Below are 18591 nucleotides of genomic sequence, written 5' to 3' on the forward strand. Positions count from 1 at the left end.
GTCCGGTCGGTCATGCGGCCATTCCGGCCGCGCGTCGGGCAAGGATGATCGACCCGGAAACAGCATCGCCATCCGCCGGCTTCAATCTCCGGCGGACGTCCGGCGACAGCCATGGCTCGATCGGGCCGGACAGACCCCCGAGCAACGTCACCAGCTGTGCACCGAGCTCCACCATCCGTCGCACCAGCGCGTCGATCTGCTCCGCCGCCATCTGCACGATAAAGCGTGCCGCCGCATCGCCCTGGTCGGCGTGCCGCAGGACCATCGGCGCCAGCGTCGCATAGTCCGTGGCAGTTGCCCGGTCCATCCAGCCGACCACTTCGCCGGGCGTGTTGTCGAAACGGTTCATCACCTCAGCCAGCAGCGCCGTCTTGTCGCGCCTTCCGTCATGCGCGCGCAGTGCCAGCTGGATGGCCTTGAGGCCGAGATCCGCACCACTGCCCTCGTCGGAAATGGGGAATCCGTAGCCGCCGGCACGCAGCTCTTCGCCGCCGATGAAGGCCAGCCCGATCGAGCCGGTCCCGGCAATAACGATCGCCCCGTCGCGTCCGGAATGGGCGCCGAGGCAGGCGCAGGCGCCGTCCGAGATGAAGCTGGTGCTGGCGAACGGATGCGCGAGCGCCTTCAATTCGGCAAGCGAGCCAGCGCGGCTGACGCCGGCGATGCCGATGCCGGCATGCACGGTGGGCGCATGGGCGGGATCGAGCCCGGCCTCTTCGGCCGCCGCTCCCCAGGCGCGCATCAGTGACGCCCAGGCCTCAGCGACGCCGAGGCGCGTGGTGGCCGGACCGGACAATCCCTCGCCGACGACATTGCCGTCGATGTCGACGATGCGCGCCCGGCATCCGGTACCGCCGCCATCAACGCCGAGGAAAAGCACCGGCTGCTGCGATGGAACAGTCATTGCGAGATCCGCTCGATCTGCGCGCCGCACTGGGCAAGCTTGCGGTCCAGGTGTTCGTAGCCGCGATCGAGATGATAGACGCGGTTGACGATGGTCTCTCCCTCGGCCGCCAGCCCTGCCAGAACCAGCGATACGGAGGCGCGAAGGTCGGTCGCCATCACCTGCGCGCCCTTCAGCGGTGCACCGCCCCTGACGATGGCCGTCGAGCCGCTGAGTGTGATATCGGCGCCCAGCCGGCGTAGTTCCGGCACATGCATGAAGCGGTTTTCGAAGATCGTCTCGCGGATGATTGTCGTGCCGGAAGCCAGGCACGCGATGGCCATGAACTGCGCCTGCAGGTCGGTCGGGAAGCCCGGATAGGGTTCGGTAGCGATCTCGGCGGGCTTGCGCCGGTCCATGCCGCTGACCACGACGCCGCGGTCGCTCGGCCACAGCGTGATCCCCATGGCCTCGAGGGTCTGGCAGGCCGCCGCCATATGCTCGAGGCGGGCATTGACGAGCTCGATCTGTCCGCCGGCGACTGCGACGGCGGCCGCATAGGTGCCGGCCTCGACCCGGTCGGGGATGCCGTGATGGCTCGCAGCGCGCCACTGCGTCGGCCCGCGCACGAGGATGCGATGCGTGCCGGCGCCTTCGATCTCCGCCCCCATGGCGATGAGGCAATGGGCGAGATCGACGACCTCCGGTTCGCGCGCGGCGTTGAGGATCTCGGTGTCGCCACGCGCGCCTGTTGCCGCCATCAGCGCCGTCTCCGTCGCGCCAACTGAGGGACCAGGCAGGACGATGCGGCCGCCCGTCAGGCCGGCGGCAGCGTCCGCGACGATGTAGCCGCCCTCGACGGACACCGTGGCGCCAAGCGCGGAGAGGGCCTTCAGGTGCATGTCGACGGGGCGGGCGCCGATCGCGCAACCGCCCGGAAGCGAGACGCGTGCCTTGCCGAAGCGCACCAGCAATGGCGCCAGCACCAGCATCGTCGCGCGCATCTTGCGCACCGTCTCGTAATCCACCTCGCGCGGTTCGAGCCCGGAGGCATCGATGCGCACGGCCTTGGCATCCTGCGTCACCGCCGCGCCGTAGAAACCGGCAACGCGCAGCATGTTCTCCACGTCCGACACCTTGGGCAGGTTCGTCAGTTCCAGCGGAGCGGTGGAGAGGAGCGCGGCGGCAATCTGCGGCAGGCCCGCATTCTTGGCGCCGGCAATGGAGACGGCGCCGCTAAGCGGCTGCCCGCCGATGATGCGCAGTTGATCCATCTGTCTCTTTCCGGGGAAATTCGGCATGTCCGGTCCATGAAGGGCTGGTCATGCGGTTGATGCGGTCGGTATAATTCCGGATGATTTCGGAAATGCGAATGCAAAATTCCGGGCTCAGCGTGCTTCGCCTGTTTTTGACCGTCCCGAGAGGAACGACGCCATGTCCGTGCTCAACATCATCCGCGCCAAGCTGGACAGCATGACCGAGGCGGAACGGACGATCGGCCAGTTCATCCTCGACAATCCGGATCGCATGGTGACGCTGTCTTCCGCCGAACTGGCGTCCGCGACCGGGCGCAGCCAGTCCAGCGTCGTCAAGTTCTCGCAGAAGATCGGCTATGGCGGCTACCAGCAGCTGAAGCTCGCCGTGACCCGCGCCAAGGCGCAGGAATGGCAGGTGCCTTCCGGCATGATCCACGGCTCCATCGATGCGAGCGACGACTACATGACGATCCAGCAGAAGCTGGTGGCGAGCAAGGTCCACTCGATGCAGCAGACGATGCAGGTGAACGGCGAAGACAGCGTCGCGCGTGCGGTCAAGCTGCTGTCGGATGCGCGCCGCATCCATCTGGCCGGCGTCGGCGCCTCGTCGCTGGTGGCGCGCGACTTTTCCTACAAGCTGCAGAAGCTCGGCCGGATGGTGCTGATCGACAGCGACAGTCACGTGCAGATTGCCAATGCCGCGACACTTGGGCCGAGTGACGCGCTGTTTGCCATCTCCTACTCGGGCGCGAGCCTGGAAACGCTGCGGGTGGCGGAGCTCGCCGCCAAGCGCGGCGCGTCGGTGCTGTCGCTGACCGGCCTGCAGCCGAACCCGTTGACAGGCATCGCCCACCTGCATCTCTACACGATTGCCGACGAAGAGCGGGTGCGTTCGTCGGCCATCACCTCGCGCGACGCACAGCTGATCCTCACCGACCTCTTGTTCCTGATGCTGGTCCAGCACCAGGCCGATGCCAACGACTACATCCATGCCAGCGAAGCGGCTGTCTCCGTGCTGAAGGCCTGACCGACCGGTCATTTGACCGCTCCCGCCGTCATGCCGCTGATGAACTGCCGCGACAGTGTGATGTAGAGAATGATGACAGGCAGCGCCGAGAGGGTGAGGCCGGAAAACAGCACGCCCCAGTCGGTCCCGTATTCGCCCATGAAGGTCGTGAGGCCCTGGGGCAGGGTCTTCAGATCGTCATTTTGGATGAAGATCAGCGGAAAGAAGAAGTCGTTCCAGATCGGCACGATGTTCTGGATCGCCGAGATCACCATGGCCGGGCGCACCAGCGGCAGCATGATCGACCACATGATCCGCGCCTCGCTCGCTCCGTCCATCCGGGCGGCATCCTCCAGCTCATTGGGGAGGCTTCGGATGAAGCCGGTCATGATGAAGACGGTGGTCGGCAGACCCGTCGCCACATAGATGCAGATCAGCGACAGCCGCGAATCCAGGAGGCCGAAATCGCGCATCTGGATGAACAGCGGAATGATGGCGAGCTTCAGCGGCAGTGTCAGGCCAGCGAGGAAGAACAGCAGCACCAGGCTCGACCCGCGGAAATCATAGCGCGCGATCGCGTAGGCGGCCATCGTCCCGAGCGTCAGGATGAGGGCGATCGACGTGCTGGTGACGATGAAGGAATTGGCGAGGTAACGCAGGAAGTTGGTTTCGGTCCACACCCGCAGGAGGCTGCCGACATGGGTGAAATCCGGGATGGCGAACGGCGTCTGGAAGATCTGCGCGTTGGTCTTGAAGGCCGAGAAGATCATGATCACGATCGGCGCCAGCATGATCACGCTGTTGGCGATGAGGATGATCTGGATCAGCCCGTCGCGGCCAAGCGTCGCCAAGAGGCCTCGGTCGAAGGTGTCGCGTGCGGGGCGGTTCACAGCTGGATCTCCCGCTTGCGCAGATAGAGCGTCAGGAAGCTCGAGACGATGGCGATGAACACGAAGATCAGTACCGCGAGTGCGCTGCCGGGGCCGAAATTCTCAGCCGACGCGGACATGCTGCCAAAGGCGGTGCGATAAAAGTAGAGGCCGAGCACGTCGGTTGCGCCATGCGGGGCACCATCAATGCCGCCCATGATGTAGGGCATCTCGAACCAGTTGAAGGCGCCGACGAAGAGCAGGGTGAAGACGACGGTGGCGCTGGGCGCAACCAGCGGCCAGATGATCTTGCGGATGATCAGCCACTCGCTGGTGGTTTCCATGCGCACGGCATCGAGGATCTCGCCGGGGATCCGCTGCATGCCGGCGAGGAAGACGAGCGTCGGGAAGCCGACCATGTGCCAGGCATTGGCAACGACGATGGCGGTCAACGCGGTAGAATCCTGGCCGAGCCAGGGTTGCGCCAGGAAGCCGAGCCCGACCGAGCGCAGCGAGATGTTCACCACCCCGAACAGCGGATGCAGGAACAGCTTCCACAGGAGGCCGACGATGACCGTCGACAGGACGACCGGCAGGAACACCGCGATGCGATGGAAGCGGGCGCCGGGAAGGTCGCGCCAGAGGCAGTAGGCGAGCGCGAAGCCGACGCCGTTCTGCAGGATCATCAGGGCGAAGAAGACATAGATGTTGTGGACGAAGGCGTTGACCGTGCGTTCCGAAAACGGAAACTCGAACAGCACCCGGCGGAAATTCTCGAACCAGACGAAATCGCCGCGCACCAGCCCGCGCCACTCGAAGAAGGCGTAGGCGAATGCCGACAGGATCGGGTAGACGAGGAACAGGCACATGAAGGCCATCGGCGGCACGATCAGGGCCGTGATCCACAAACGCCGTCCGGTGAACTGGGTGGAGAGCATGCTTCGTCCCGTGCGAGTTTCAGGAGGTCGAGGGCCGCCGGAAGGAAGGACCTCCCGGCGGCTTTGCGCTTACTTCTTCTTGAACGGCGCGTACCAGGCGGCCAGACCATCGGTCATCGACTTGCCGACTTCGGCGGGCGTCATCTGACCGTTGAACAGCTTGCTGACGCCGGCCTGGATCAGGTTTGATCCGGTCGGTTCGCCGTAGCGGAAGTTGACGAGCGTCATGTAGGAGATCGAGTTCTTGTTAAGCTCGGCAACCTCTGCCAGCACCGGGCTGTCGAAGGTGACGCCCGGAACGGCAGAGACGTTGTTCAGCTCGTTGGCGAAGGCCTGTGCGAATTTCTTCCCCGCCACGTAGTTGAGGAATTTCAGCGCCGCCTCGTTGTCCTTGCTCTTGGCGTTGGCGGCAAAGCCAGAGTCGAAGAACAGACCGACGAGCTTCTCATCCTCGGCCTTCAGGCCGGGCGCCGGGAAGACGCCCATCTTCAGGTCCGGGTTCTGCTTGGCGAAGTTCGACAGCTCGAAGGAGCCGCCGGCGAACATGCCCGCCATGCCAGAGGTGAACAGCTGCTGGGCAGACGCGTAGTCGAGGCCGACGAAGCCTTCCGGGAAATAGGCGGAGATTTCCTTCAGCCGCGAGATCGCTTCGACGTAACGCGGATCGTTGAAGTCGGTCTTGCCGGCCATCAGGTCGTCATAGAAGCCCTTGCCCATGATCGACGAGGTGAGCGCCGAGACGATCGTCTCGTTCTGCCAGCCGGTCGCGGTGCCGTTGGCAAACGGCATGATGCCGGCCGCCTTGAGCGTTTCGCAAGCCTTGAGGAACTCGTCCCAGGATTTGGGCTCGGCGATGTTGTTCTTCTCGAAGATCTCGGTGTTGTAGATCACCAGCATGGTCTGGCTGGCGGCCGGAACGGCGTAGAGCGTCTTGTCGGAGCGCATCGTCTCCGAGGCGAGTGCCGGTTCGGAGAAGCCTTCGAGCGCCGGGATCTTCGTCTTGTCGAGCGGCATAAGATAGCCGGCACCGGCAAGGCTCTCGATGCCGCCATAGGTGCGGGTCATCATCAGGTCGGGACCCTTGCCGCCGGCCAGCGCCGTCGACAGGACCGTGTTGTAGCTCGTCGCCTCGAAGGCCTCGAACCTGATCGTCGTGCCCGGGTTCTCGGCCTCGAAATCCTTGAAGAACTTCTCGTATTGCGCCTTGTCCTCCTGGCGCCAGGTCCAGAAGGTGAGGTCTGCGGCGAAGGTCGCCGTGGCGGACATCAGGGCGGAGACGGCGAGGGTGGCTCCCAGAATGTAGTGTTTCATGTGTTCCTCTCTTTTCGCGTTGTATCTCTGCGGATAACTGGCGTGGTCAGACGGGCAGGCGCTGCGCCGTCTTCTGGCTGAAATAGTGGGCCTTGCCGGGCAGCAGCCCGAGCTTCACGGGCGTGTCGGGGGCAAGGTCGACATCCGGCGTCGCACGCACGGCGATCGGCGGCTCGTTGCCGATGCGCACGTAGACGAAGGCGTTGTCGCCGAGATATTCGGTGTAGACCACCTTTGCGGCAAGGCCTTCGGCCGCATCGACGGGGAGGATGGCGATCCCGTCGGGACGCATGCCGATCAGCAGGTCACGCTCGTCGGAGAGGGGCAGCTGCGACGGGTGCAGCGTACCGATGCCGGGTGCCGTCAGCGAATTGCCCTGCCGCTCGACGGGTAGCAGGGCCATGCGTGGCGAACCGATAAAGGCGGCGACGAAGGTGTTGGCCGGCGTTTCGTACAGCTCGCGGGGCGTGCCGAACTGCTCGATGCGGCCCTTGTTCATCACCACGATCCGGTCGGCGAGCGTCATTGCTTCCACCTGATCATGGGTCACGTAGACCGTCGTGCCGCCGATCTCGCGGTGCAGGCGGGCGATCTCCAGCCGGACGTCGGAACGCAGGGCCGCGTCGAGATTGGAGAGCGGTTCGTCGAGCAGCAGAACCTTCGGCTTGCGCACCAGCGCGCGACCGATGGCGACACGCTGCCGCTGGCCACCGGACAGTTCGCGCGGTTTTCGCTTCAGCAGCGGTTCGAGCTGCAGCATGCGGGCGGCTTCGGCGATACGCGTCTCGACCTCGCCCTTGGGCAGGCCCATCAGCCGGGCGCCGAATGCCATGTTCTCGTAGACGTCCATGTGCGGGTAGAGCGCATAGGACTGGAAGACCATGGCGATGCCGCGCTTGGAGGGGGCGACCTCGTTCATCCGTCGACCGTCGAGCAGGAACTCGCCGTCGGTGATCGGATCGAGCCCGGCGATCAGCCGCAGCAGAGTCGATTTCCCGCAGCCAGACGGACCGACGAAGACGATCAATTCGCGGTCGTGCATTTCAAGGTCGATGCCGTGCAGGACATCGGTCGTCTTGAACCGCTTCTTGATGCCGCTGAGTGTCAGTCGGGCCACGCTTGCTTCTCCTGTCGTCTGTCGATGTGTCGCCGGATGCTTGCGCCGGCGTTCCTCATGGCTCTATCGGTGCAGTGCCGCGTCGATGGCGTCGATCGTCTGCTGCGGTGTCACGTGATGGATGCAGAGCCCCCAGCCCGCCGAACGGGCGACTTTCACGTTGTCCAGAGAATCGTCGATGAAGACGATGTGCTGCGGATCGACGGCTTCCTGTTCAGCGAGCGCCTCGTAGCTGTCGAGGTCCGGCTTCTGCAGTCCCGTCAGGTGCGACACATGGGCGTGGTGGAACAGGTCGGGCTCCAGCAGCCGTTCGGTAACGTGCTGCCAGTGCAGGGCGTTGGTGTTGGAGAAGGCGACCACCCGATGCTCGCCACGCAGCCGGCGGACAAGGGCAATCATTGCTGGATCGCCCTGCAGGAGAAACTCGGTTTCGGCACGACGCAGTTCGGCAGGTGTCACGCCATGCAGGGCCGATGCCTCCTCGACGTAGGTTTTCTCGTCGATGAGGCCGAGACGAAAGGCTCGATCGAGTGCACCGAGAGCTTCACCGGCATTTGTCGACGAAGGACGGCTGACGGCGGATGACAGGATCGCGCGGCGCCGCTCCGGCGCAAGGCCGATGAACACGCCGCCGACGTCGAAGACGAACAGACGCGCTGGAACCTTGTCGTGTCGGTGATGATCCGCCATTTCGCGTATCCTCGTGCTCCCCGGGTCCGGTTGAGTTCCGGGACCTCTTGGTCCTCACACTGGCAAAGATGAAAGGAATTATCAATTCCCATTGTGCTTGCGATGAAGAATAAAATATTTGTCGAAAGGGAATAGCGGAGGAGGGGTTGAGAACTTGCGGCAGCAGCGCAAATGGCTGCAAGTGTCGGCAGCGCAAACCGCGCGCTCTACGCTCCCGGAGGCTCATGCTCGAACATCTGATCAGGGAATACGGAGCGCTGGCCGTCTTCGTCGGTGCCGCTGTCGAGGGCGAGACGGCGGTTTTCCTCGGAGGCGTATTCGCTCACCGTCAGCTGCTGACCTATTGGCAGGTGGCGCTGGCTGCCTGTCTCGGCTCATTCATTGCCGATCAGTTCTTCTTTCTCGCCGGCCGCTATGCCCGGGAATTCTCGCTGGTCCGCAGGGTACGATCGGCCCCGATTACCGCCAGGATCCTCGATCTCCTCGAACGGCATCCCACCGGCTTCATCCTGGCCTTTCGCTTCATCTACGGCATGCGCACCGCAAGTCCGCTGGCGATCGGCCTGTCGAAGATCCCGGCAATGCGCTTCCTTGTGCTGAATGCCATCGCCGCGATCGTGTGGGGGATCGCCATCACCACCATCGGCTATTTGTTTGGCAATGCCGTGGAAGCGCTGTTCGGCAGGCTGCGGCTGCACCTGCATCTGTTGATGGCACTTGCCGCTGGGCTGATCCTGATTGCCGCAGCCGGCCTGTACTTGCGCAGCCGGCTGCACTGGGCGCCGTCTTCCGAAGCGCCGAAAGACTGACGCACGCCCTCGTCGAGATCACCGGGTGATCAGGATGGCCCTGAAGTCGTTGACGTTGGTGCCGGTCGGTCCGGTCTCGAAGAGATCGCCGATCGCCTCAAACCCCGTGTAGCTGTCATTGCCGTCGAGCAGGCGTCGCGGATCAAGGCCCGCGGCACGCAGACGTCTGACGCTTGCGCCATCGGCGAACGCTCCGGCATTGTCCTCAGATCCGTCGATGCCGTCAGTGTCGGCCGCCAGCAGGTGCACCGCGTGACCGTCGAGCGCGATGGCAGCCGCCAGCGCGAACTCACCGTTGCGCCCGCCTCTGCCGCCCTTGGCTTTTATCGTCACGGTCGTCTCGCCGCCGGACAGCAACACCACCGGCTTCGCAAACGGACTGTCGCGGGTTTCGATTTCGCGGGCGATGGCCGCGTGAACGGAGGCCACGTCGCGCGCTTCTCCCTCGATCGAGTCCGACAGGATCGCCGCCTCGACACCATTCGCACGCGCCAGTCTCGCGGCCGCTTCCAGCGAAACGCCGGCCGAGGCAATGATGTGATGCGTGTGGCGGGCAAACACCGGATCGTCAGGGCGCGGCGCGTCGGCTGCCGACGAGTTGAGGTGATCGATCGCCGTTTGCGGCAGTTTCAGGCCGTACTGGCGCACGATGTCCAGCGCGTCGTGCCGCGTCGAACTGTCGGCGACCGTCGGACCGGACGCGACATGCGCGGGATTGTCACCGGGAATATCCGAGACGATGAGGCTCGCCACCCTGGCCCTGGTCATCGCCGCCAACCGTCCACCCTTGATCGTCGACAGATGCTTGCGCACGACATTCATCGCCGAGATCGGCGCGCCGGAGGCCAGCAGCATCTCGTTGAGCGCGATCTCGTCCTCGAGCGTCAGCCCGGGTGGCGGCGAGGGGAGAAGTGCCGACCCGCCGCCGCAGATCAGCGCGATCACCAGATCATCTTCGCCAAGTTCGCCGATCGCCTGCATCAGCCGTTGGCCGGCAGCCAGACCGGCCGCATCCGGCACCGGATGGGCCGCCTCGATGATCTCGATGTTGCGCGTTTCGCAGCCGTAGCCGTAACGCGTTACGACCACGCCTTCGAGCGGACCATCCCAGACGCTTTCCAGCGCCTTCGCCATTTGCGCCGCGCCTTTGCCGGCGCCGATCACCACTGTCCGGCCCTTCGGCTTCTCCGGCAGATGCGCAACGATGCCTGTCAGCGGATCGGCCGCGTTGACGGCCTCGAAGAACAGGCTCTTGAGGAAATCGCGGGGAGGGATCGGGGACATCGGCAGCTCCGTCAGGTGCGTCGGTCGGCGCGACGCGCAGTGGCCCATTTCTGCGGCGTAGCGAAGGCAGTTTCGCCGTCATCACCGCTGCGGGATCGGCGGCAGGATGCCATCAGAGCGACAGCACCTTGCCGGTGTTGAGGATATTGTTCGGGTCGAGCGCCCGCTTGATGGTCGCCATCAGCGCCAGTTCCTCCGGGCTCCGGGAGAGCTTGAGGTAGGGCATCTTGAGAAGCCCGATTCCGTGCTCGGCGGAGATCGTGCCGCCTTCGCGCGCCACCAGGCCAAAGACGAGCTCGGTGATTTCCTTGTGCGGCTGCTGCGCTCCGGCGGACGGAATATTGCAGACGAAATGCAGGTTGCTGTCGCCGATATGGCCGTAGCTGAGCCCGATAGCATCGGGCCAGCGTTGCGAGACGGCCGCTTCGATTTCAGCCACCAGATCACCGGCGGCGCTGGTCGGAACGCCGACGTCGAAGGCGGTCATCGGCCCCATCAGCTTGCCGTATTCGGAAACGCTTTCGCGCACCGCCCACAGGTCGCGCGCCTCGCGCTCGGAATTAGGAAGGACCGCGTCGGAAACCCAGCCCGCTTCCAGCGCATCGGAGAGCACCTGCTCCAGAAGCGCGCGGTTCTCGGCGGCATCGCGGCCGCCGGTCTCGATCAGCACATAGATGCCGTGCGGCTCGGCAAGCGCCCGGCGCAGGTCCGGCAGCCCGCCGGTCATGAAGTCGTAGAAGCTTGGCCACATGACCTCGAAGGAGGTGAGCGCCGACCCCATGCGCTGGCGGGCGCTTTGCAAAAGCTCGAGCATCGAGGGAAAGTCTGGACAACCGCAGAAGGCGCTGGCGAGGTCGGCCGGCTTGGCCTGTAGCCGCAGCACCGCGCGGGTGATCACGCCGAGCGTGCCCTCAGAGCCGACGAACAGCTGCTTCAGGTCATACCCGGCATTGTTCTTCAGCATCTTGTTGAGCGAGGTGACGATCGTGCCGTCCGGCAGCACGACTTCCAGTCCCAGCACGTGCTCACGCGCCATGCCGAAGCGAATTACGCGGTTGCCGCCGGCATTTGTGGAGAGATTGCCGCCGATGACGCAGCTATCGCGGGCGCCGAGATCGAGGCCGAGAAACAGCCCTGCCTGCTCAGCCGCCTGCTGCGCCACACCGAGCGGAACACCGGCCTGCACCGTCATGGTCGCCATTACCGGGTCGACTTCCTCGATTGCATTCATCCGGTCGAGCGACAAGGCAACGCCGCCGTCGATAGGCCTTCCGCCGCCCGCCAGACCCGTCAGCCCGCCCTGCGGCGTGACCGGCACCCTGAACTGGTTGCAGAGGCGAACGGTCGCAGAGACCTGCGCCGTGGTTCGCGGTCGCACCAGAGCCAGCGGCACGACAGGCGTCATGCCCGACCAGTCATTGTGAAAACGGACGGGAATGTCGTCGCCGGCGAACACATCGGCGCCAAGTTCGGCCTTCAGGCTCTCCAGGAAATCATTGCTCATCGGTGTCTGCCCAGGCTTTCTTGATCCAGCGTTCGAAAGGTGCCGGCGTCTGCTGACGGCAGTCCAGCATGCATGAGGTCCGGCCGCAAGGTCGCTGCGGCCGGACACCGGCGCGTCAGCGCAAGGCTTCGACCATCCGCTCGACAGCTGTCGTGAGCCGGGCCTTGTCGCGGAACACGCAGAGCCGGATGAAGCCCATCGACGATGAGCCGAACAGGTGGCCGGGGGCCAGGCCGACGCGGGCCTTTTCCAGGATCATCGAGCAGGCCTCGCGCGCATCCGGCACGTCGCGCATGCCGAAGAAGGCATACATGCCGCCCTTCGGCTTGGTCGGCAACACGATCGAGTTCACCTTCGACAGGCCCTCGTAAACGATGTCCATGCCCGCTTCGACGCGCTGGCGAATGTCGGCGACCAGCGGCTCGCCCTGTTCGAGCGCTGCCACGGCACCCGCTTGGATCACCGCTGCCGTGCCGCTGTTGATATACTGCGTCATCGCGGCGATCTGGGCGCCGACGCTTTTCGGATGAGTCAGCCAGCCGACCCGCCAGCCGGTCATTGCCCAGGCCTTGGAGAAGCTGTTGATGGTCAGCACGCGATCCTCCTCGTCGGAGATCGCCAGCATCGACGGTGCCACGTCGCCGTGAAAGTACATGCGGCCATACACTTCGTCGGAAATGATCCAGATGCCGGTCTGGCGGCTGAATTCCAACAGCGCTGCCATTTCTTCGGCGCTCGCCGTCCATCCGGTCGGATTGGCCGGTGTCGAGAGGAAGATCGCCCGGGTGCGCGCATCGCAGGCGGCAAACAGCCGGTCGAGGTCGAGCTTCCAGTCGCCATCGAAATCGAGAGAGACGGGTCGCGCCTCGGCACCCAGCAGGTGGATGGCGTTGTTGATGTTGGGCCATTGCGGCGCGACATAGACGACATTCGTGCCGACTTCGGCAATCAGTGCCAGCGCCACGTAGAGCGCCTGCATGCCGCCCGGCGCAACTGTCGAGCGGGTTACGTCGATCGTCCTGCCGTGAAGCCGGGACTGGTAATCGCTGATCGCCGTCTGCAGCCGGCTGGTGCCGCGCATGTCGGGCACGTAGAAGGTTTCGCCGTCGTCCAGCGACTTCTTCGCCGCCTCGCGGATGAAGCCGGGGGTGACCATGTCTCCTTCGCCGTACCAGAGGGCGATGACGTCCTCGAGCTTGGCTGCACGCACCGCCATGGCCGCGATGTTTTCGGTGTGCAGGTCCTTGATCTGGTCGCGGATGCCGCTGAACGCAGTCAGTGCCTGGTGTTTTGCGACGATGCGGCTGTCGATGGACGACATGTTTCTCTCCCGAAGTGATGCGGCACCCGATGGGGCACCGTGTTATTGGCAATGTGCGGTCAGGCGTCGGCCTGTCCGAGGTCGTGATAGAGGCCTGCCATGATCGCGAGACCCTCGCGCACGATGCCGACCGGCAGATGTTCGTTGGCGGCATGCTGCAGGCAGCCCGGATAGGAATGCGGGATCCACACGGTCGGCAGTCCGAGTTGATCCGAAAAGATGTTGTTCGGCAGCGAACCGCCGAGATTGGGCAGGATGGCCGGCGCGCTTCCTGTGGTCTTCTCGATGGATGCGGCGACGCGCTTTACCCAGGGGTGATCCGGATCGAGCCGGCTTGCCGGAAAGATCGCGTCGGAGGGATCGCTCACGATCACGCGGTCGAAGCCTGCCTCCTTCAACACGCGCCGGACGGCCGGAACGACAGCCGCATAATCGACATTGACGGGAAAGCGCAGCTGCATGCGGGCCCGGGCGCGCGGCGGAATGGCATAGAGCGGCTGCGCGAGATTGCCGCATTCCATCTCCATGACCTCGAAAGACGACCAGCCGAACACCTTTTCCTCGGCCGTGAGGCCCGGCTCGCCCCACCATTCCTCGATCGGCGGATCGCCGGGTGCGGGTTCGATGTGGCATTTTGCAAGCGCGGCGCGGACGTTGTCGGGAATGGTGCCCGGCGTCATCTCCGGTACCTTGATCTGGCCGGTCCGGCTGATGAGGGCGGTAATCGCGTGGCAAAGCTCGATGCCGGGATTGGCGAGCAGCCCGCCCCAGTTGCCGGAATGCTGGAAATCCTCGCGCGCGTTCACCTCCATGTGGAAGGAGAGGCCGCCACGCGCGCCGAGAAAGATCGTCGGCTGGCTGAGAGCCAGCCGCGGCCCGTCGGAGGCAATCAGCACATCGGCCTTGAGCAGTTCGCGATTGGCCTCGCAGACGGTATCAAGCCCCGGCGAGCCGGACTCTTCGCCCATTTCGATCAGGTATTTCAGGTTGAAGCCAAGCGAACCGCGCACGGCGAGCACCGCTTCGATCGCGGCCATGTTGACCGAATGCTGGCCCTTGTTGTCGGCCGTACCGCGGCCATACCAGCATCCGTCCCGCTCGGTCATCTCGAATGGCGAAAGCCCCTCGGACCACTGGCCGTCCAGACCGGCGACGACGTCGCCATGTCCGTATTGCAGGATGGTCAGGAAGGCCGCGTCCTCGATCCGCTCGGCAAGCAGGAAGGGCCCGGGAGCATTGTCGTCATGCAGCAGACGCGTGGCAAACCCCATGCGCTCGAAATGCGGCTGCATCTCTTCCGTCAGGTAGCGGAGGAGATCGGACTTCCGCTCCGGCAATCGGCTCGCCGAGGGGATGGCAACGCGTCGACGCATCACCGCCTCGAACGATCCGTCGTCAAGCTGGCCGATGGCGCGGGAGATTGCGGCGTCGCGGGTCGTTGCGGTCTCGGTCATCCTCTGGTCCCCGTGCCTCTGAATTGCGGATCAGTCATGGCAGCAGCTCTCGCCGAGCCGATCGAGAAAGGCAACACAGCGTTCCAGCTCGGCAATCTCGATGCCCTCGTCCGGCTGATGCGCGTCGGCAATATCGCCCGGGCCGACGACGAAGGACGGCGTTCCGGCGAGCTGGAAGATGCCGGCTTCGGTCCCGTAGGACACGTAGCGGGGTGCCTGCCGGTCGAGAAGGCCGAGCACCTCGCGGGTTAGCCCCTCGGTCTCGGGCTTCAGGCCCGGTATGCGCGCCTGCACCTCGATGCTGATGCCGCAGGCCGGATCCACTGCCTTCATCGCAGGCTCCAGGACATCTGCAGCGTAACGCCTGATGCGATCGAGCACGGCAAAATCGTCCTCGCCCGGAATGACGCGCATCTCCCAGAAGAAGTCGCAGGCTTCCGCGACGATGTTGCCGTGCAGGCCGCCCTTGATCTGGTTCACCTGGATTGTCGAATAGGGAGGATCGAGACCCTCGAACTGCGGGCCAGTGCGCATGTCGGCGCGGATCCGGTTGATCTCGGCAATCAGCTCGGCCGCCGCCATGACAGCGTTGACGTAGCGATCCGGCTGCGAGGAGTGGCCCGGCTTGCCGCGGACCCTTGCCCAGCCGATCAACCCACCCTTATGGGCCGAGACAAGATCCATGCTGGTCGCCTCGCCGATGATCGCCATGCGCGGTTGAAGTCCGCTCGTTCCGACCCATTCGGCCATGTCGCCGACGCCGGTGCAGCCGACCTCTTCATCGTAGGAAAACGCCAGATGCACCGGCCGCTTTAGCGGACGCGCGGCAATGGCAGGCAGCGCCGTCAGGCAGCAGGCGAGAAAGCCCTTCATGTCGGTGGCACCGCGCCCGACGACGCGCGAACCCGTCTGGCGAAGCGTCCACGGATCGCCGCTCCAGGCCTGTCCGGCTGTCGGCACGACATCCGTGTGACCGCTGAAGACGATACCGCCCGGGGTCTCGGGGCCGACGGAGACGAACAGGTTGGCCTTGTCGCCTTCGGCATTGGCAAACTGCCGGACGCGAGCGCCGAAGGGGGCGACGACCTTTTCCAGATGATCGAGGATGGCGAGGTTGGACACCGCGCTGACCGTCGGAAAGGCAACGAGATCGGCAAGATGGCGGGTGACGTCGGTGGCTATCGGCATGCGGTCCCTCACTGGAAGCTATGGCATAGCGGCCAAGGTCTAAAGTCGGCTTGCGGCTGGCGTGGAAACGATCGGAAGGACAGGATCAATGCCCGCGCCTTGCACATCTTCGGTAACCGGGCAGCGCGGTGCAAGAGGCAGACAAGCCGATCGGTGCCATGTTCATTGAGCGTCACCTTGCGCCGACCATCAGCCCTTCGCGAACATCGGACCGCCCTTGTGGGCGGGGAAGCCGTAGCCGTTGATCATCACCAGGTCGATGTCGCCGGGTCGCGCGGCAATGCCTTCCGCGAGAAGCGCATCACCTTCGGCGGCCATCGCCTTGAGCAGCCTTTGCTGGATTTCGGCAGCCGAAAAGCTGCGCGGCGCAATGCCCTTCTCGGCCCGGACGGCTTCGATGATCGCCGTCACCTGCGGGTCGACGGTGCGCTTGCCGTCCGGATAGGCGTACCAGCCACGGCCGGATTTCTGGCCGAGCCGACCGGCCTCGCAGAGCCTGTCGGCGATCTCGACGTAGCGCTCGGACGGATCGCGCGTGGCTGCCTGGCGCTTGCGACGCGCCCAGGCGATTTCGAGACCCGCCATGTCGTAGACGGCAAACAGCCCCATGGGGAAGCCGTAGCCTTCCAGCGCCGAGTCGATCTCGTGCGGCAGGGCACCGTCCTCCAGAAGGAATTCGGCTTCGCGGCGGTAGGCGGAAAAGATGCGGTTGCCGATGAAGCCTTCGGTGACGCCGGTGACGATCGCAAGCTTGCGCTGCGCCTTGGCCACGGCAAGACCGGTCGCCAGCACGTCAGGCGCGGTTGCCGCGCAGCGCACCACCTCGAGCAGGCGCATCACATGCGCCGGCGAGAAGAAATGCAGGCCGAGAACGCGCTCGGGATGCGCGGTTGCCGCGGCGATCTCGTCCGGGTTCAGGTAGCTGGTATTGGTGGCGAGGATCGCGTCTTCGCGCAAGACTTGGTCAAGCCGGCGGAAGAGATCGATCTTCACGGCCAGGTCGTCGAACACCGCCTCGATCACCAGATCGCACGGTGCGAGGTCGGCATCCGATGCGGTGACCGAAAGCTTTGCGGCCTGGGCGTCAAATCCGGCCTGGTCCAGCCGACCCGAGGAGAGATTGCGCTGCAACAGCCCGAGGATACGCTCGCGACCCTTTTCTGCCGCCTCCGGCGTCTGGTCCAGTCCGATGACAGCGTAGCCGGCGCCAAGCGCTGCAACGGCAATGCCGCTGCCCATCAGCCCGAGCCCGCAGATGCCGATCGTCGTGACCGGCCGAGGCTTCACGCCGTCCCGACCGTCGACCTTGGAAGCCTCGCGCTCGGCGAAGAACACATGCCGCAGGGCTTTAGCCTCATCGCTGTCGCGCAATGCCAAGAAGGTCGAGCGCTCATCCGCCAGTCCTTCAGCAAGCGGCCGTGAGGCCGAAGTGACAAGGCGCACCGCTTCCGCCGGCGCCTTTTGTCCGCGCGCCTTGGCGAGGATCTTAGCCGCCGTCTTCTCGATTTCGGCAGGATCCGCAGCCGCGACGGTAAGAGAGCCCGTGCGCCGCAGCGGCGTGCCCACGAGGCCGGAGGCGACCGCAATCGCTGCGTCCACGAGATCGCTCTCGGCAACCGCATCGATCGCGCCAAGCGCCAGGGCCTCGCCGGTTTTCACCACGCGGCCCGACGCGACCAGGTCGAGCGCCGCAGGGATGCCGATCAGCCTTGGCAGGCGCTGCGTGCCGCCAGCGCCGGGCACGATGCCGAGCTTCACCTCCGGCAGGCCGACCTGCGCGGTGGGGGAGGCGATGCGATGATGGCAGGCAAGTGCTACCTCCAGCCCGCCGCCAAGGGCTGCGCCATTCAGCGCGGCAACCACCGGCTTCGACAGGGCTTCGATCATCTCGATGATGGACGGCAGGGTCGGCTCCACCGCCGGCTTGCCGAATTCCTTGATGTCGGCGCCGCCGATGAACGTTTTGCCGGCGCCGGTCAGCACGACAGCCGTCACGTCTTCGGCGGTCTCAGCGTGCGAAAGCGCCTTCTTCAGACCTTGGCGGACATCGGCAGACGTTGCGTTCACCGGCGGATTGTCGAGTGTGACGACCAGCACGGCGTCGACAAGCTTGCCGCTGACCGTGGCGGAAAAACTGTGGCGCTCGCTCATGCGTTCATTCCGGAATGACGGCCGTGGCCTGGATTTCGATTTTTGCCCGGTCTTCGATGAGGGCCACCACCTGCACCGCGGCCATCGCTGGAAAGTGCTTGCCGATGACCTCGCGGTAGGCCTGGCCGATACCCTTCAGATTGCCGAGATATTCGGCCTTGTCGGTGAAGTACCAGGTCATCGTGGTGATGTGCTGCGGGCCGGCACCGGCTTCGGCCAGCACGGCGACGATGTTTGCCAGCGTCTGGCGCACCTGGCCGACAAAGTCATCAGTCTCGAACTGGCACTGGCCGTTCCAGCCGATCTGGCCGCCGACGAAGATCTGGCGGCCGCTGGCAGCAACGCCGTTCGCGTAGCCGATCGGTTTTGCCCAGCCTTCAGGCTGCAGGATCGTGTGCATCGTCATTCTCCAAATGCTGTGTGAGCGCTGCGCGCATGTCGTCCGGCCACGCCTGGGCCTTGTGGGTCTCGTGGCTGGTCAGCACCAGCCGTTGTTTGGCCGTCCAGAGCAGCCGGTCGCCCGCCCGAACTTCGTGTGCGAGATCGGCGGAGCTGTTGCCGATGCGCATGACCTTCAGCGTGAACTCCATCTGGTCGCCGTGGAAACCGGGGCTCTTGAAGGCAAGATCCAGCGTCACCGTCGGCAGGCCAAGCTTGCGCTCAGTGACGAGCTGCGGCCAAGGGAAGCCGAGGGTCTCGAAGAACTCCTCGTATACGCCGACCAGAATGTTGAGATAGGACGGAAAATAGGCGATGCCGGAAGGATCGCAGTCTCCGAAATTCAGGCGTCGTGTCGTCTGGTAAGCCATA

At 64.8% G+C, this 18591-nt stretch carries 17 protein-coding genes; 2 read left to right on the forward strand and 15 right to left on the reverse strand.

Going from position 1 to position 18591, the window contains the following annotated elements; all coding sequences use genetic code 11:
• Positions 1 to 10 precede the first annotated feature (10 nt).
• Together ACR65N_RS07435 and murA are read right to left on the reverse strand one after the other, a co-directional pair.
• Positions 11 to 904 (reverse strand): glucosamine kinase nucleotide-binding domain-containing protein, encoded by an 894-nt coding sequence (locus tag ACR65N_RS07435; RefSeq protein WP_440456431.1) that lies wholly within the window; start codon positions 902 to 904, stop codon positions 11 to 13.
• The gene (gene murA / locus ACR65N_RS07440; RefSeq protein ID WP_440456432.1) at positions 901 to 2157 is read right to left on the reverse strand and encodes a UDP-N-acetylglucosamine 1-carboxyvinyltransferase; all 1257 of its coding nucleotides are present in this window, start codon (positions 2155 to 2157) and stop codon (positions 901 to 903) included. Before murA ends, ACR65N_RS07435 begins: the two co-directional genes overlap by 4 nt.
• Positions 2158 to 2317: 160 nt before the next feature.
• Between murA and ACR65N_RS07445 the strand changes: the two genes are divergently transcribed.
• On the forward strand, positions 2318 to 3166 hold the full coding sequence (locus tag ACR65N_RS07445; RefSeq protein WP_440456433.1) for a MurR/RpiR family transcriptional regulator: 849 nt from the start codon (positions 2318 to 2320) through the stop codon (positions 3164 to 3166).
• Between the two features lie 8 nt (positions 3167 to 3174).
• On the opposite strand, the gene ACR65N_RS07450 is transcribed toward ACR65N_RS07445, so the two are convergent.
• The 5 genes from ACR65N_RS07450 to ACR65N_RS07470 all read right to left on the reverse strand — a co-directional run bounded on the left by ACR65N_RS07450 (position 3175) and on the right by ACR65N_RS07470 (position 8070).
• Positions 3175 to 4035: a carbohydrate ABC transporter permease gene (locus tag ACR65N_RS07450; protein ID WP_440456434.1), complete on the reverse strand. Its 861-nt coding sequence runs from the start codon at positions 4033 to 4035 to the stop codon at positions 3175 to 3177.
• Positions 4032 to 4952 (reverse strand): carbohydrate ABC transporter permease, encoded by a 921-nt coding sequence (locus ACR65N_RS07455; RefSeq protein ID WP_440456435.1) that lies wholly within the window; start codon positions 4950 to 4952, stop codon positions 4032 to 4034. Before ACR65N_RS07455 ends, ACR65N_RS07450 begins: the two co-directional genes overlap by 4 nt.
• Before the next feature lie 69 nt (positions 4953 to 5021).
• Positions 5022 to 6263, reverse strand: a complete 1242-nt coding sequence (locus ACR65N_RS07460; protein WP_440456436.1) for an extracellular solute-binding protein — start codon at positions 6261 to 6263, stop codon at positions 5022 to 5024.
• 46 nt (positions 6264 to 6309) lie between these two features.
• A complete protein-coding gene (locus ACR65N_RS07465) occupies positions 6310 to 7380 on the reverse strand; it encodes an ABC transporter ATP-binding protein (RefSeq protein ID WP_440456437.1) in 1071 nt (356 codons plus the stop codon).
• A gap of 63 nt (positions 7381 to 7443) precedes the next feature.
• Positions 7444 to 8070, reverse strand: coding sequence for an HAD-IA family hydrolase (locus tag ACR65N_RS07470; RefSeq protein ID WP_440456438.1), 627 nt, complete (start codon positions 8068 to 8070; stop codon positions 7444 to 7446).
• A gap of 224 nt (positions 8071 to 8294) precedes the next feature.
• Between ACR65N_RS07470 and ACR65N_RS07475 the strand changes: the two genes are divergently transcribed.
• The gene (locus ACR65N_RS07475; protein ID WP_440456439.1) at positions 8295 to 8879 is read left to right on the forward strand and encodes a DedA family protein; all 585 of its coding nucleotides are present in this window, start codon (positions 8295 to 8297) and stop codon (positions 8877 to 8879) included.
• A gap of 18 nt (positions 8880 to 8897) precedes the next feature.
• Here the strand turns inward: ACR65N_RS07475 and ACR65N_RS07480 are convergent, their stop codons facing one another.
• From ACR65N_RS07480 to ACR65N_RS07515, 8 genes are all read right to left on the reverse strand, one after another.
• Positions 8898 to 10163 carry a glycerate kinase type-2 family protein gene (locus ACR65N_RS07480; RefSeq protein ID WP_440456440.1) on the reverse strand — a complete coding sequence of 422 codons (1266 nt, stop codon included), beginning with the start codon at positions 10161 to 10163 and terminating at the stop codon, positions 8898 to 8900.
• A gap of 112 nt (positions 10164 to 10275) precedes the next feature.
• Positions 10276 to 11667, reverse strand: a complete 1392-nt coding sequence (locus ACR65N_RS07485; RefSeq protein WP_440456441.1) for an FAD-binding oxidoreductase — start codon at positions 11665 to 11667, stop codon at positions 10276 to 10278.
• A 115-nt stretch (positions 11668 to 11782) separates the two neighbouring features.
• Positions 11783 to 12988: a pyridoxal phosphate-dependent aminotransferase gene (locus ACR65N_RS07490; RefSeq protein ID WP_440456442.1), complete on the reverse strand. Its 1206-nt coding sequence runs from the start codon at positions 12986 to 12988 to the stop codon at positions 11783 to 11785.
• Between the two features lie 59 nt (positions 12989 to 13047).
• A complete protein-coding gene (locus ACR65N_RS07495) occupies positions 13048 to 14442 on the reverse strand; it encodes a M20 family metallopeptidase (protein WP_440456443.1) in 1395 nt (464 codons plus the stop codon).
• Positions 14443 to 14472: 30 nt separating this feature from the next.
• A complete protein-coding gene (argE, locus tag ACR65N_RS07500) occupies positions 14473 to 15630 on the reverse strand; it encodes an acetylornithine deacetylase (RefSeq protein ID WP_440456444.1) in 1158 nt (385 codons plus the stop codon).
• A gap of 189 nt (positions 15631 to 15819) precedes the next feature.
• Positions 15820 to 17781 (reverse strand): 3-hydroxyacyl-CoA dehydrogenase NAD-binding domain-containing protein, encoded by a 1962-nt coding sequence (locus ACR65N_RS07505; RefSeq protein ID WP_440456445.1) that lies wholly within the window; start codon positions 17779 to 17781, stop codon positions 15820 to 15822.
• Between the two features lie 4 nt (positions 17782 to 17785).
• Positions 17786 to 18181 carry a RidA family protein gene (locus tag ACR65N_RS07510; RefSeq protein WP_440456446.1) on the reverse strand — a complete coding sequence of 132 codons (396 nt, stop codon included), beginning with the start codon at positions 18179 to 18181 and terminating at the stop codon, positions 17786 to 17788.
• On the reverse strand, positions 18159 to 18590 hold the full coding sequence (locus ACR65N_RS07515; RefSeq protein WP_440456447.1) for an acyl-CoA thioesterase: 432 nt from the start codon (positions 18588 to 18590) through the stop codon (positions 18159 to 18161). Before ACR65N_RS07515 ends, ACR65N_RS07510 begins: the two co-directional genes overlap by 23 nt.
• Between the last annotated feature and the right edge of the window lies 1 nt (position 18591).

It is taken from the genome of Rhizobium sp. SAFR-030, from assembly GCF_059415005.1.

Excerpts from the sequence above, each read along its gene's own strand:
- ACR65N_RS07435 (WP_440456431.1), bottom strand. The coding sequence starts at position 904 with ATGACTGTTCCATCGCAGCAGCCGGTGCTTTTCCTCGGCGTTGATGGC.
- murA (WP_440456432.1), bottom strand. The coding sequence starts at position 2,157 with ATGGATCAACTGCGCATCATCGGCGGGCAGCCGCTTAGCGGCGCCGTC.
- ACR65N_RS07445 (WP_440456433.1), top strand. The coding sequence starts at position 2,318 with ATGTCCGTGCTCAACATCATCCGCGCCAAGCTGGACAGCATGACCGAG.
- ACR65N_RS07455 (WP_440456435.1), bottom strand. The coding sequence starts at position 4,952 with ATGCTCTCCACCCAGTTCACCGGACGGCGTTTGTGGATCACGGCCCTG.
- ACR65N_RS07460 (WP_440456436.1), bottom strand. The coding sequence starts at position 6,263 with ATGAAACACTACATTCTGGGAGCCACCCTCGCCGTCTCCGCCCTGATG.
- ACR65N_RS07470 (WP_440456438.1), bottom strand. The coding sequence starts at position 8,070 with ATGGCGGATCATCACCGACACGACAAGGTTCCAGCGCGTCTGTTCGTC.
- ACR65N_RS07475 (WP_440456439.1), top strand. The coding sequence starts at position 8,295 with ATGCTCGAACATCTGATCAGGGAATACGGAGCGCTGGCCGTCTTCGTC.
- ACR65N_RS07480 (WP_440456440.1), bottom strand. The coding sequence starts at position 10,163 with ATGTCCCCGATCCCTCCCCGCGATTTCCTCAAGAGCCTGTTCTTCGAG.
- ACR65N_RS07485 (WP_440456441.1), bottom strand. The coding sequence starts at position 11,667 with ATGAGCAATGATTTCCTGGAGAGCCTGAAGGCCGAACTTGGCGCCGAT.
- ACR65N_RS07490 (WP_440456442.1), bottom strand. The coding sequence starts at position 12,988 with ATGTCGTCCATCGACAGCCGCATCGTCGCAAAACACCAGGCACTGACT.
- ACR65N_RS07495 (WP_440456443.1), bottom strand. The coding sequence starts at position 14,442 with ATGACCGAGACCGCAACGACCCGCGACGCCGCAATCTCCCGCGCCATC.
- argE (WP_440456444.1), bottom strand. The coding sequence starts at position 15,630 with ATGCCGATAGCCACCGACGTCACCCGCCATCTTGCCGATCTCGTTGCC.
- ACR65N_RS07505 (WP_440456445.1), bottom strand. The coding sequence starts at position 17,781 with ATGAGCGAGCGCCACAGTTTTTCCGCCACGGTCAGCGGCAAGCTTGTC.
- ACR65N_RS07510 (WP_440456446.1), bottom strand. The coding sequence starts at position 18,181 with ATGCACACGATCCTGCAGCCTGAAGGCTGGGCAAAACCGATCGGCTAC.
- ACR65N_RS07515 (WP_440456447.1), bottom strand. The coding sequence starts at position 18,590 with ATGGCTTACCAGACGACACGACGCCTGAATTTCGGAGACTGCGATCCT.